Genomic DNA, 14,005 nt, shown 5'->3' with positions numbered 1-14,005 from the left:
AGGCAGGCGCGCGCTGTGCGCAAGCCCCCGGTGGCTGATTGTTAGCTCTGATCAGGGTGTGGGAGGCGTTTTCCTCCCTGTCGCTTTTTTACGCGAACCGCTATCGTATCTGGAAGATCGACTATAGCAATATGGTAAAACTACTATAAAAGAGCCTTTTATCGTGATCGCCACCTGCTCTCCCCTGCTCGCCCTGGACCCACAACCCAGCCTGCTGCTGGCCGCTGACGCCAGCCCCGTGCAGCTCAATCCTGCCTGCGAGGCCTTGGTTCGCCAGGGGCCGCCCCTGGCGCAATGGCTGCCCGCCAACCATGTCGAGCTGGTACGCGCCAGCCTGAAGCAAGGCCGGGCCATCAGCGAGGTCGAGGCCGAGGCCAACGGGCGCATCCTGCTCTGGACCTTCATTCCCGATGACCAACACCAACAGGTACTGGCGCGCTGCCGCGACGCCAGCGCCGAACGCGGTGGCGAGCGCGAAGCCAGTCGCGCGCGAAGGCTGTACCGGCTGATCACCGAGAACACCACCGACCTGATCTCGCGGCACAGCCCGGACGGACGCTTTCTCGATGCCACCCCTGCCGCGTTCCGCCTGCTCGGGCTGTGGCCCGAACAACTGCGCGGCAGCCTCGTGCGTGGTCTTCTGCACCCGGGCGAGCGCCTCCAGGCCTTGCTGCAGGCCGGCACCGCGCTGGACGCGGACGGCTACCACACCATGACCTGTCGCGTGCGGCATGCCGATGGCCGCTATCGCTGGTTCGAAATCGCCTGCAGGGCGATCCGCGAGACCTACACCGGCGCCGTGGTGGAGATCGTCGCCGTGTCCCGCGACATCACTCTGCGCATCGAGGCCCAGGAAACCCTGGCCCACAGCGCCCGGGTCGCCACCCTGGGCGAGCTGGCCTCGGGTATCGCCCACGAGATCAACCAGCCACTGGCCGCGGTGCTCAACTACAGCAATGCCAGCCTGCGCTACCTGAGCAACCTGGAGCACGATCCCCAGGCGCGGGACCGGGTCGAGCAGGGGCTGCAGCGCATCAACGCCCAGGCCACCCATGCCGCCGAGGTTATCCGTCGCCTGCGCGCCTTCCTGCGCAAGGGTCCACGCCAGCTGCAGGCACTGGAGATTGGCGAAGTGATCGAGGAAGCCATGCGCCTGTGCGCCTGGGAAGCGGCTGGCGCGCAGGTGCGTATCGAGCAACGCCTGGGCGGGCAGTTGCCGAGGGTGAACGCCGACCGGGTACTGCTGGAGCAGGTCCTGCTCAACCTTCTGCGCAACGCCATCGAAGCCAATCGTGAGCAGCATTCCAGCCAACCATCACGTATATTTCTCACGGCAGAGCGCCAAGGCGATTGGCTGCAGATCGAAGTGGCAGATCAGGGATGCGGTGTCCCTGCTGAACGCCTCGATGAGATCTTCACCCCGTTTATCACCAGCAAGCCCGAGGGGCTTGGGCTTGGCCTGTCGATGAGCCGAAGTATTGTCGAAGGCTTTGGTGGCAACCTGCATGCGCGTGCCTATGAGTCAGGTGGTCTGGTGCTGTGCTGCCGCCTGCCGACCAATAACCTCAGGAGCGACAACCGGCGATGAAGCCAAGGGTTTATGTGATCGACGATGATCAGGGCATGCTCGACTCGACGGTCTGGCTGCTGGAGTCGGTAGGCCTCGAGGCCGTGCCTTTCACGAACGGCCAGGCCTTTCTGGATGCGGCAGACCTGAGCGGGCCGGCTTGTGTATTGCTTGATGTGCGCATGCCTGGCATGGGTGGGCTGGCTGTACAGGAAGCGCTGCAAAAACGTGATATCAAGACCTCGGTCATCTTTGTCAGCGCCCATGCCGATGTGCCGATTGTCGTGCGCGCATTCAAATCCGGTGCCTGCGACTTCATCGAAAAGCCCTACAACGATCAACTGTTGCTGGACAGCGTTCAGGCAGCGCTGCAGCAAGCAGGGAGCTCACTGGCTGGCATGACGGAGCTTGCCTCGGTTCAGGAGCGCATCAACGCCCTCACCCCGCGAGAGCAGGATGTCTTCATCCCGCTGGTGCAGGGGTTCAGCAACCGGGAGATTGCCGAACACCTCGATGTCAGCACCAAGACCATCGATCTCTATCGAAGCCGCGTGATGAAACGAATGCAGGCCGAGAGCTTGCCAGCGCTTGTCGGTATGGCCATTGCTTGTGGGCAGATCGATGCACTCAGTCTTCGTGTCAAGCCAGACGAGAATATCAGTGAGCTCGGATGATTTGTACAAACTGAATCGACCTCGGTTTCGTAGATACCCCGAACAGCTGCAAAGGGTCGATAGCAGCCCTTCGTGAAATGCATTCCAATAGGAATTCCGCCTTGTCCCGTCTTCGACCACTCAACCGTGGAGGTACACTGAAGTCCAGCGAGCGCCTGTACGAAAGTTGTCAGAAATCGCCATTCTCGATCGCGCATTCTACTGGGGGTATCGCGGGTATTTTTGGGGGTAAATTTCTGATTTTTCTACCCGCAAAACCCGCGCTAGAGACCTGTCCAAATGTTCTTCGGCGACCCTGAAAGTCTTTAGGGGCTTCGCGCACGCTTGTTATGCGCTGTACGAAAAGTAATGTCGTAAACACCGCCGCCAGCAAGCCACATAATTATCACTGCGAAGCCTTCCGCTAGCTTGCAATAGCGTGTACCCAGGCGGCGGAGCTCCTTCAACCAACCAAATAGCCGTTCGATAGCGTTCCGCTGCTGTTAACAGAATCCTTAGAGTCCGGCATACATATGCTGGGTGGAAAGGAAGAGCCCAGAAAATTCTGGGTTCTTCCTAGTAAGCAGAAAAATAGAAATCTTGCTATCTAGCCTCTGGGTGTATCGTAATCAAGACAGTATCAGCAGTCTGTCGCTGGTCCATTTCAGGAGTCTTGTCAAGCGTTAGCGCGTCGTCCAAAACAACTTCGGTCGTTCCTAGTGCATGCCCAAGATCTGCACGAATCATGCGAAGCAGTGACCAAGCCAGTACGCCAAGTACGGGAATCAATGGCAGTGCGACGACGATGGTAGATGTTTGCACAGCCTTCAACCCGCCCACCTTGAGAAGCCCGATGCCGATGACCGCCAGCAACAGCGCCCATACAATTCGCAGCCAGCGCTGAGGCTCCTCATAACCACTGAGTTCTTTCGATGTCACCGAAGCAAGCACATAGGCCGCCGAATCAAGCGTTGTCGCCAGGAACACAAAGCAAAGGAGCACGAACGCTGCAATAGCAATACCCGAATAGGGCATGGTTTTCAAAATGGCGAGCACCGCCGCAGGGATACCTTGCGCGGTCAAGATGGCGCTGATATCCAACTCACCACTGAGTTGCAGATTAAGTGAGTACCCGCCCCAGACTGCGAAGAATACCCAGCACCCCAGGCTGCCCCACACAAGCTCGGCCAGAATCAGTTCCTTGATCGTTCGCCCCCGGGAAATTCGGGCGACGAACAAGCCCATCATGGGTGCATAGGCAATCCACCAGGCCCAATAGAAAATTGTCCAGTCCTGAGGGAAAGAACCCTTGGCAACCGGATCCGTCCACAAGCTCATGTGAATGAAGTTATTGATCATCAGGCCCAGGCTGTTTGCCCAGCCGTTGATCAGCAGCAGCGTGGGGCCCACGACGGCCGCGAACAACAGCAGTGCAAACGCCAGGTAGACGTTGATATCACTGAGAATCTTGATCCCTTTGCTCAGTCCGAACCACACACTCATGCCGAACATCAGTGTCCAGAGCGCCAGCACACCCATGTCGAATGCGAAGGACTGCTGAATACCGAAGATGTCGCCCGCCAAGGTCGAAACCAGCGGAACGGCCAGACCGAGGGAGGTGCCCACGCCACCCACGATCCCGAACACCACCACCGTATCCAGTGTAAGGCCCAGCCACCCGTTGGACTTCTCACCCAGCACACCACGGGCAGACACGGACAATCTCACCCCTGGCTGGCGCCGTACATACATCGAATACGCAATCGGCAAGGCTGGCAGGCAATAGAATGCCCACGGGGTCAGGCCCCAATGGAACTGTCCGTAAGTCAACGCCCACTCTGCCGCTTCCCGACTGTGAGCCGCGACATTCAAAGGAGGGCCGTTGAAATAATAAATCGGCTCAACCCAGGCCCAGTTGACAATGGCGATGCCGATACCGCCACAAAAAATCATGGCGACCCAACTGAAGTAGGAAAATTCTGGCGCATCGCTCTTTCGTCCAAGGCGTATATTTCCATAGCGCCCGAACGCCATCCACAGCAGAAACGCGACCGTCATCAGGCCTGAAACCAAGTAGAGCCAGCCAAACTTGCCGGTGGCAAACGCAAACATTTGATTGATCACTGCATTTCCAGCCTCGGGAAATGCAATAAGCGGAACGGTGACGCCAAGTATCACTGCAATGGATGGCCAAAACACCCGCCCATCCATCGACGCACCTTCTTTCAACGTACTCATTTGGCATACCTCCTCAGAACGTTTCGACTCAACACCAAACACCTGTTGAATACAAATAGGTCAAGCACGAACTGCAAACTTTGCTCGAACAGACCTCGTCCCTTGAAGAAATGAAAGGCCACTCGCCTTTCCCGAACATATATTGTGCTTATTATTCATATTCGCCTCTAGCTTTATCTAATTATTATTTCAGCGGCACCACAAAACAGCACACCATCACTCGGCAGTACGACGATCATTGATCATCGGTGTCATACGAAACGGTGTGCTTGGCGACAGCCAGGCACACCTCTTGTACATGCGTTACTTCATGGTCGGCATGGAGAATTCAGCACCCTCGCGAACACCTGACGACGGCCAGCGTTGGGTAACGGTCTTGCGTCGGGTGTAGAACCGCACGCCATCCGGCCCGTAGGCATGCAAGTCACCGAACAGCGAGCGCTTCCAACCGCCGAAGCTGTGGTACGCGACAGGTACTGGCAGCGGCACATTGATGCCGACCATGCCCACCTTGATGTTGTCGGAGAAGAAACGAGCAGCCTCACCGTCACGGGTAAAGATGCACGTACCATTGCCGTACTCGTGCTTGTCGATCAACGTCATGGCCTCCTGCATGCTGTTGACACGCATGACCTGCAGAACCGGACCAAAGATCTCTTCCCTGTAGCTCTGCATGTCTGGGGTGACGTGATCGATCAGGGTGCCGCCGACGAAGAAGCCTTCCTCATAGCCCGCAACGTCTGGCTGACGACCATCGACAACCACCGTAGCACCCTGCTCTTCGGCGCTGTCGATGTAGCCGACCACCTTCTGCTGATGCTGGCGGGTAATCACCGGGCCAAAGTCGTTCGTGCTGTCGTTGTAAGCCCCTACCTTCAGGTTCTTCATGGCTTCTTTCATCTTGGCGATCAGCGCATCGGCTGCCGCGTCACCCACCGCAACGGCGACCGACAGGGCCATGCAACGCTCACCGGAGGAACCGAACGCCGCGCCCAGCAGCTGGTTTACCGCATTGTCGATGTCGGCGTCTGGCATGACGATGGCGTGGTTTTTCGCCCCACCCAGTGCCTGGCAGCGTTTGCCGTGAGCCGTGGCGGTGGCGTAGATGTACTCGGCCACCGGGGTCGAACCTACGAAGCTGACTGCCTGGATGCGCGAGTCGCGCAGCAGGATATCGACCGCTTCCTTGTCGCCGTTCACCACATTAAGTACACCCTTGGGCAGGCCCGCTTCCTGCAGCAGTTGGGCAATGAACAACGTGGAGCTTGGATCGCGTTCGGAAGGTTTGAGGATGAAGCAGTTGCCTGCCGCAATGGCCACCGGGATCATCCAAAGCGGCACCATCACTGGGAAGTTGAACGGCGTGATACCTGCCACCACGCCCAGGGGCTGGAACTCGCTCCAGGCATCGATGTTCGGGCCGACATTCTTGCTGTGTTCGCCTTTCAGAAGCTCGGCGATCCCGCAAGCGTACTCGACGTTCTCGATACCCCGCTGCAGTTCGCCTGCCGCATCATGGGAAATCTTCCCGTGTTCTTCACCAATCAGTTTGCAGATCGCATCAGCGTTCTGCTCCAGCAGTTCCTTGAAGCGGAACATGATGCGTGCGCGCTTGATGGGCGGCGTATCACGCCAGGCCGGAAAAGCAGCCTCAGCAGTCGCGATGGCGTGCTCCACGGTCTGGCTCGATGCCAGGGCGACCTGGCGAGCGACCTGGCCGGTGGCAGGGTTGAAGACATCCTGGATGCGCTTGGATTCGACAACGACTTCGCCGTTAATCAGATGACCGACAGTATTCATGTGTAACTCCACTTTTTGTTATTCAAATAATGCGATGAGGCGCCATTACCAAAGGCTGCGATACAGCTCGACCATCTCGGCCTCGGTCGGTACACGCGGATTATTGCCAGGTGAACCGGACGCCAGCGCCTGAGCGGCCATGGTTGGCATCAGCTCGAAGAATTTTTCGCGATCGATGCCGAACTCTGCAGGGGTGGGCACCTTGAGCTCATCATTGATCGCCACCAGCTCATCCAGCAGTTTCTCTACCGCCGACTGGTCGTTGTCGCTTTGCGTGGCGACGCCCATGGCACGTGCGCAATCGGCGTACCGATCACGTGCAGCGGGAATGGAAAAGGCTGTCACTTCAGGCAGCAGCATGGCGTTCGACAAACCATGGGGCACATGGAATGCCGCGCCGATCGGGCGGCTCATGCCGTGCACCAGGGCAACGGAAGCTGCAGAGAACGCCAGGCCCGCCAAGGTCGACCCCAGCATCACGGCTTCGCGCGCAGCACGGTCGCTACCGTCGTGGTAGACCTTGCGCAGGTTTGGCCCGATCAGGCGCATGGCAGCCAGTGCCTGGGCATCGCTAAACAGGTTCGCTTTCTTGCTGACGTATGCCTCGATGGCGTGGGTCAATGCATCGATACCGGTATCGGCGGTGACGCGAGGTGGCAACGACAGCGTGAGTTCGTAATCGACCAGTGCCGCCAACGGCATGAATCCTGCGCCCACACAGAGCATTTTTTCGTCAGTCGATTCGTCGGTGATGATGGTGAACCGGGTCACTTCCGAGCCAGTGCCGGCAGTGGTTGGAATGGCAATGATCGGCAAACCCATCTCGGTCACGTTGCGCGGGAACTTGTAATCGCGCATGACACCGCCGAATTTGGCCAGAATGCCGATCGCTTTGGCGCTATCGATAGGGCTTCCGCCGCCCAGTGCGATGATGCTGTCGTAGCCACCTTCCCTGGCGGTCGCTACGCCGGCTTGAATCGAAGCGACGGTCGGCTCGGGTACGGTGTCGGAAAATACGTCGCCTTGAATCCCCTGCTCTGCCAGGACTGCGCTGATACGCCCTGCGTAGCCTAGCTCGACCATCATCCGGTCAGTGATGATCAGCGGTTTGTGGCAGCCCAGGCTGGCTAGAACCTGATGGATTTGCTGGCTGGCACCAGCTCCGGTTTGCAGGACTCGTGGAAGGATGCTGTTGTAATTCATGGCTCTATCTCATTTTTTGGGCATGAACGCGCCCGCGAGCAGCCTTGGGCTCGTGTTCGCTTGATCGAAATGGGCAAGCCAGGGCGGGAAATCCAGCGCCTTGACCTGCCCTCAGCAGTCAGCTCGGCAGATATTCTTCACTCCAGGATTCGCCGATTGCGCTGGCGTCCAGGAGCGACTGAATCTGCGCCTCGGTGTAGCCGTAGCGGCTCAGCACCTTGCGAGTCGAGGCACCGAACTTCTCAGCCGGTGACAGCGCTCGGATACGCCCGACCCGTGGGCGAATGGCGTAAGGATCGAGTTGCGTAACCCGATGCCCGCTCGGATGGTCGTTATAGATGCTGAAGGAGTAGCTGCCATTCTCGATACCCGGCTGGCCATCGGCAGTGCGGCTGTACTGGCTGCGCAGGTGATCGATGTTGTCCGGTACTGCGGCAGCGATGTTGGCAGCCTGCAGGCGCTCTTGAAGCACCGCGCTGCTCATCCTGCCGATAGCAGATTGCAGATAGCCCACCCGATCACTTGCGCAGGTCACGCCGCTGAGATCGGCGATGGCCGCGAACTTGTGCAGCTCCCCTTCGCTGGCATCCAGGTAGATCCAGCCATCCGCCGTCCTGTAGAACCGGGAAAGGTCACTGTAGCCGGCCACGTCACGGCCGGATGGCTCATTGAATGGGCCACGGCCTGGGTAGTCGTAGCAGAATGGAATTTGCACCAGGTTGCCCAGCGAAGCCAACGAGGTGCGTGCCCGGTAGGCCTCACCCGAGTGATGCTTACGATACAGGGCGGTTGCCACGCCCAGCGCAGCAGCAAACCCGCACATCACATCGATCGTGCCGACATGTGCATGTTCTTCCGGCGTTTCCATGCCGCCGCCAAAGCGCAGCATGATTCCGGTAGTGGCCTGGATCAGGTCGTCATACCCAAGATAATCCGTACGAGGTCCGCGACGCGGGCCGCCGAAGCAGTCCAGCTGACAGAAGATCACGCCAGGATTCACCGCCTGCAGACTCGCCTCATCAAGGCCCAGCGGTGCCAATTGGCGATCCGGCGCGTTCATGACGATTACATCGACCTCGCGCACGAGGCGATTGAAAACCTCGCGCCCTTCGGGCTTGTTCAGATCGACCAGCACACTTTCCTTGCCTCGTGCCGACGACATGCCGAAGACCACGGTATTCCACGGGTCATAGTTGGGCACCACAGGGTCGAGTTTGATGACATCTGCGCCGAAGCGGCCCAGGAACGATGTCGAGTGCGGCCCTGCGATCACATTCGTCAGGTCGAGGATCTTAACGCCTTCCAGCCAACCGGCAGGCGTGTCGAGCTTGGCAGGCGGCAATACAGGATCAGGACGTTCGGACAGTGTTGCCAGTGCTTGCTCGAAGCTGACATCACGACGCGACAGCGGCTTGAGCATGGGCTCCGAACACCCCTCCAACCAGGCAATCGGGCCAGGCTGCTTCATCACGCCGAACTCGCGGTCATCGACCTCGACGATCAACCCAGCAGTATTCGAGTGCTCGTCGTGGAGCCACTCCTGGGTCGATCTGTGTGGCGCCCCAGGGAAACGCCCTTCACCGAAGATGACTTCCCACTCGGCGGCTGTTTTGGTCAGGAACACCTCTTTCATCCTGGCAGAAATACGCGCCGCCCAATCAGCCGGCAACGGGTAAACGCCCAGGGATGCATTGCCTTCCCATTGATCGATCGGCAGGTAGGGGTCATCTACTTTCGGCAAGCCGGCGGCCACCATTTCTTCGTAAATGCCCATTGCCTGCAGGCAGCGCTTGGCATGCTCACGATGGGACGGGCACACGGCGTAGAACTTGCGGCCATCGGCACATTCATAGGTGCGGTAGAACGGGTCGAGGAACTCCTGCAGGTCCTGGTAGCTCAGGTTCATCGGCAGGTTTTCGGCACGGCGCCGCTCGCTCTCCTTCTCACGCAGCGTCTTGTAACGCAGCGGGTAGCCGTCGATCTTGATCGAGTTGTACGACAGACCTTCCATCACGGCGGCGGCCAGCGGCACTTCGATCTGATCGCCAACGCCGTGCTTCTCACGCGCCTGCAAGGCGAGCACGACAGAAGAAACAGCCAGCATGGTGCCATAGGCCGACGCCAGCGGAAGCGGCGAGAAACTGGGGTTGATGCCCATCAGTACGCGGTTCTGGCCCATATCGGTGAACACACCAGAGGCCGAAGCGATCACCGCCTCCGTCGCACGCCACTGCGCACGCAATTCGTCATCACTGGCAAACCCAGGGATCGACAGCGTGATCAGCTCAGGACGAGCGCGCCGCAGCGCTGCGAAATCAAGGCCCAGCCGGGACATGACACCCGGCCGGAAGTTTTCGATCACGATGTCTGAACGGGAGATGAGTTCGTGAGCCTGATGCAGCCCCTGGGCAGTCTTCAGATCCAGCCGCAGGCAGAGTTTGTTGCGGTTGAGCGTGGCGTTGACTGGGCTGTCCCACAGCGGCCCGTCGAGCGGGTCGATGTGTACGACAGTCGCGCCCAGGTCCGCAAGGATCATCGCGACGGCAGGGCCTGCGATGTACTGACCAAAATCGATGACATTGACGCCTTGCAAAGGCAATTGGTTGCAATGCTGCATGACGATAACCCTACTTAGCCCCGGGCCAACGAGATTCGCCGGCGCGGTTATTGTTGTTATTGAGACCTCGTACCAACCGGTCACCTGGACGATTGATCCATCCAAGGGCTTGCGATGTGGAAGCTACTTTCAGAAATTCGACGGCATCGCAAAAGCAATAAAAAATGGCCCTAAGGGGCCATTTTTTTTATTGCTGGGGAAATTTCCTTATCGCTTGGCGTTTTCCTCCTCCAGCGAGCGGTGCTCGTCCCTGAAGGCCTGTGCCTCTTCGCACAGCCACTGTGCAAAAGCCGCGGCGTCAGGGTTAACCATGCTGTGCGCGGCATACACCAGGTAGAACGCCTCCTTGGTGGGCGCACTGCGCCCGAGGGGGGCTACGAGACGGCCTTGATCCAACAGGTGCTTGACCAACGAGGAACGCGCCAGGGCTACACCCTGCCCCAATTCCGCCACCGTCAATGCCGAGATAAGGGTGTCGAACTGCAACCCTTGCGAGGAATCAACGTTCTCCGCATGGTTCTTCTTCAGCCAGTAGCCCCACCCCTCCTCATAACCCAACACGTGCAGCAACGGGTGTCTGGCAAGGTCCTTGGGGCGCTGCAGCGGGCGGTCTTGCGTGATCAGCGCAGGCGAACACACCGGCACCAGGGTATCCCAGGTCAATCGTTCAGCCTTCATGCCGGGCCAGCGGCCCTGCCCGTAGCGGATTTCGAGATCGGCATCGAACGCTGTTTCATCCACCCAGATGTTGCTGGCAATGCGAATGGGTATGTCTGGATGGCTTGCTTGAAATCGAGGTAAGCGCGGGGCTATCCAGTGGGTAAAAAAAACCAGACTGCTACGCAAAATGAGTGCGCTGCGATGGCCTTGCCCAAAGATTTCGTCGGTCGATGCAGCCAGGCGTTCAACCGACTCTCTGACCACTGGAAAATACGATTTACCCACCTCGGTAAGCTCAAGTCCACGTGGCAGACGCTTGAACAACGCAACGCCCAGCTGGGACTCCAACGCTTTAACCTGCTGGCTGATCGCCGCTTGCGTGAGGTTGAGCTCTTCAGCGGCGTGGGTGAAATTGAGCATCCGGGCAGAAACCTCAAATGCTCGAAGCCAGTTTAAGGGCGGTAAACGCTTTTTCATGACGCATCCAACACTCGGCTGCTCGGGGATCGAATCGCTCGGAGGTTGACATTAGAGACGATCAGTCTAAATTACAACGCATGACTATCTCCAAACCTGCACCTCGTCGAGGCCGCCCCCCCAAAGTCGCACGTGAGCATGGCGAAACCCTCGAAATGCTATTGCGTTGCGGTATGGAAATCCTCACCGAACAAGGCTTCGCCGCCACCGGCATCGAGGCCGTGCTCAAGCGCGTGCAGGTGCCCAAGGGTTCGTTTTATCACTACTTCGACAGTAAAGAAGCATTTGGCCAAGCCGTACTGCAACGCTATGCCGACTATTTCGCTCAAAAGCTCGAGCGCAACTTCGGTGATTTGAGCGCATCGCCCTTGCAACGGCTGTCCAACTTCGTCGAGGAGGCGAAAGCGGGGATGGCCCGGTATCAGTTTAGAAGAGGCTGCCTGGTAGGCAACCTTGGCCAAGAGGTACTGGTGCTCCCCGACAGCTTCCGCGAACAGCTGGAACTGACCCTGCAGGATTGGGAGCAGCGCTTGGCAGCCTGCCTGGAACAAGCAGTCGTGCTGGGTGAAGTGCCTAGCAGACATGACTGCAAGGCACTCGCAGCCTACTTTTGGGTAGGTTGGGAGGGTGCCGTGCTTCGTGCACGGCTTACGCAGAATGTCCGTCCGCTGGACATTTTCTATCAAGGTTTTCTGAACGGAATCACCCACTGATTCCTTTCGGATGATTTAAAGACAACCGGTCTAAATGAGGGCGCACCATGTTCAATGCCATTCTGATCGAGAAGCAAGATGACCAACACACCGCCCGCGTCACCGAGCTGCGGGAGGATCAACTCCCACCCGCAAACGTGGCCGTCAAGGTGGCCTACAGCACCTTGAACTACAAAGATGCGCTGGCAATCACCGGTAAGGGGCCGGTTGTACGTCAGTTTCCGATGGTCCCTGGTATCGACCTCGCGGGTACTGTTGAGACGAGTGACGATCCTCGCTACCAGCCTGGCGATCGCGTGCTGCTCAATGGCTGGGGCGTTGGCGAAGGTCATTGGGGAGGCCTTGCACAAAAGGCTCGGTTGAACGCCGACTGGCTCATCCCCCATCCCCAGGGGCTGAATGAGCGCCAATCGATGGCCATTGGCACAGCCGGTTACACCGCCATGTTGTGCCTGATGGCATTGGAACGCCATGGGCTGAAACCCTCCCACGGGCCAGTGCTGGTTACCGGCGCCACCGGCGGCGTGGGCAGTTTCGCCATCAGCCTTCTGGCAGGTGCGGGGTATACCGTAACCGCCGCCACAGGCAAATCCAGTGAGCACGAGTACCTGAAAAGCCTGGGTGCGACAACTATCATCGACCGCGCCGAACTGTCGGCCCCGGGGCGTCCGTTGGCGAAAGAGAAATGGGCGGCCGTCGTGGACTCGGTCGGCAGCCATACGCTAGTCAATGCGTGCGCAAGCACAATGTCCGAAGGTTTGGTAGCTGCCTGCGGATTGGCTCAAGGTATGGATTTTCCGGCCACCGTCGCACCGTTCATTCTCAGAGGGGTAAGCCTGCTCGGCATCAATAGCGTGACTCAGCCTTATGAGCGACGAGTGCAAGCGTGGGAGAGACTGTCGACTCAGCTGAACTTGGGCGCATTATCGCTCATGACAAAAGAAATCGGCCTGCAAAGCGTGATCGCGTCAGCCTCAGACTTGATAAATGGAAAGATCCGGGGTCGCTTGATTGTGGACGTAAACGGATAGGCGTTTGCAAATGTCTTCGGAGCAGTCCTCTTTATTACTGATCGAGGGCTGCTCAGCTGTGCTCACTTGACCGGCATCTATCATTTCCGAAGACCCCGTAACAGCGACCCAACGTCAGCGTGCCATCATCCGTAAGCCCTCCAGGCAGCCCACGCCGTAAACGCAATCAGGTTGACGCCCCCACTGTCATTGCATCTGTCCATCAGCCTAACCTGTAACCTTGACTACCGCGCTGCTGTAACGGGGACGTGTTGCCGCCATAGACCTCTCGCCCTGCGGGCTTTCAATGCACGCTATCAAGCACTCTGCATTGCCCTGATGCCCTGTGCCTTCGGGGATCCCGATAGCCTGTGACCGAGTCCCAGCCAAGCACCAGAAACACTCAAACACATAGAAATTATGTGCAGCCTCATCGCCAGCGTGTCTTCAACGCGCCATGCAAGCCACTGACCGGATCCTGCTCAGGCTGCGGCACCTTGGCGATGCGCTCCAAGGCACGCTGGTGCGCCGCACTATCGGGCCGTTGGATGTCGTAATCTTCCTGCCCGTGAGGATAGGCGCCCACCACCAGGAAATCATCACTGCACTCGATGCAGCGATGGCCCGTGCCTGCTGGCAGCACCAGCACATCCCCCCGCTCCACGCTCACGCTTTGCCCGCATTCCCCGCCAAGCGTCAATCGGGCCCGCCCACCGGCAATCCCGAGTGCCTCGTGGGCGTTAGGATGAAAGTGGTGATAATCGAAGATCCCGTCGCGCCAGAGCGGGGTCCATTCGTGAGCCGCAAACAGGGCCTCGAAGGTGCTGGCAGTATCCCCTGCCCGATCGAGTTTCAGCCGGTAGAGCAGTACCGGAAAACGGCTATTCGGCGTCGCGCCGTCGTCTTCGAAAAACAAGGCCTGCACGCTGGCATCTTGCGTATTCATGCGCGTCATGATGCGCTTCCTGATCGAGTGATTGGTTTACCTTCGAGCCCCTCGGCTGTTGCCAGGTTCCGGCCGGCAGAGCGCTACACAGACCGATGAAACTTTCCTGCCACGTGCCAAC

The 14,005-nt window shown here is 58.7% G+C and carries 10 protein-coding genes and 1 pseudogene; 4 read left to right on the top strand and 7 right to left on the bottom strand.

Annotation, left to right across the window (positions count from 1 at the left end):
- The first annotated feature begins 163 nt into the window (after positions 1-163).
- Entirely contained in the window at positions 164-1,588 is a 1,425-nt protein-coding gene (locus tag AC25ND_RS08230) for a sensor histidine kinase (protein WP_036985830.1), read from the top strand.
- Positions 1,585-2,241, top strand: coding sequence for a response regulator transcription factor (locus tag AC25ND_RS08225; protein ID WP_069017762.1), 657 nt, complete (start codon positions 1,585-1,587; stop codon positions 2,239-2,241). Before AC25ND_RS08230 ends, AC25ND_RS08225 begins: the two co-directional genes overlap by 4 nt.
- 327 nt (positions 2,242-2,568) lie before the next feature.
- Here the strand turns inward: AC25ND_RS08225 and AC25ND_RS08220 are convergent.
- From AC25ND_RS08220 to gcvA, 6 genes and pseudogenes are all read right to left on the bottom strand, one after another.
- Positions 2,569-2,723 (bottom strand): annotated as a pseudogene (locus AC25ND_RS08220) (transposase); the annotation flags it as partial.
- 100 nt (positions 2,724-2,823) lie between these two features.
- Positions 2,824-4,458 carry a BCCT family transporter gene (locus AC25ND_RS08215; RefSeq protein WP_486976225.1) on the bottom strand — a complete coding sequence of 545 codons (1,635 nt, stop codon included), beginning with the start codon at positions 4,456-4,458 and terminating at the stop codon, positions 2,824-2,826.
- A gap of 303 nt (positions 4,459-4,761) precedes the next feature.
- Positions 4,762-6,258, bottom strand: coding sequence for a CoA-acylating methylmalonate-semialdehyde dehydrogenase (locus AC25ND_RS08210; RefSeq protein ID WP_486976224.1), 1,497 nt, complete (start codon positions 6,256-6,258; stop codon positions 4,762-4,764).
- Positions 6,259-6,303: 45 nt separating this feature from the next.
- Entirely contained in the window at positions 6,304-7,461 is a 1,158-nt protein-coding gene (locus AC25ND_RS08205) for an iron-containing alcohol dehydrogenase (RefSeq protein ID WP_236179426.1), read from the bottom strand.
- 118 nt (positions 7,462-7,579) lie between these two features.
- The gene (locus AC25ND_RS08200; protein ID WP_486976223.1) at positions 7,580-10,078 is read right to left on the bottom strand and encodes a CoA transferase; all 2,499 of its coding nucleotides are present in this window, start codon (positions 10,076-10,078) and stop codon (positions 7,580-7,582) included.
- Positions 10,079-10,285: 207 nt separating this feature from the next.
- The gene (gene gcvA, locus AC25ND_RS08195; protein ID WP_236179423.1) at positions 10,286-11,215 is read right to left on the bottom strand and encodes a transcriptional regulator GcvA; all 930 of its coding nucleotides are present in this window, start codon (positions 11,213-11,215) and stop codon (positions 10,286-10,288) included.
- A gap of 80 nt (positions 11,216-11,295) precedes the next feature.
- On the opposite strand from gcvA, the gene acuR reads away from it, so the two are divergent.
- The gene (acuR, locus tag AC25ND_RS08190) at positions 11,296-11,928 is read left to right on the top strand and encodes an acrylate utilization transcriptional regulator AcuR (protein WP_175406201.1); all 633 of its coding nucleotides are present in this window, start codon (positions 11,296-11,298) and stop codon (positions 11,926-11,928) included.
- A 47-nt stretch (positions 11,929-11,975) separates the two neighbouring features.
- Positions 11,976-12,959 (top strand): acrylyl-CoA reductase (NADPH), encoded by a 984-nt coding sequence (acuI, locus tag AC25ND_RS08185; RefSeq protein WP_062364375.1) that lies wholly within the window; start codon positions 11,976-11,978, stop codon positions 12,957-12,959.
- Between the two features lie 409 nt (positions 12,960-13,368).
- Here acuI and AC25ND_RS08180 read toward each other — a convergent pair whose 3' ends face one another.
- Positions 13,369-13,893, bottom strand: coding sequence for a cupin domain-containing protein (locus AC25ND_RS08180; protein WP_207852991.1), 525 nt, complete (start codon positions 13,891-13,893; stop codon positions 13,369-13,371).
- Positions 13,894-14,005 lie beyond the last annotated feature (112 nt).

The sequence above is a fragment of the Pseudomonas sp. P110(2024) genome (genome assembly GCF_057480795.1).
Note: the sequence above shows the minus strand (reverse complement) of the source record. Positions and strands in the feature narration are given on the sequence as shown.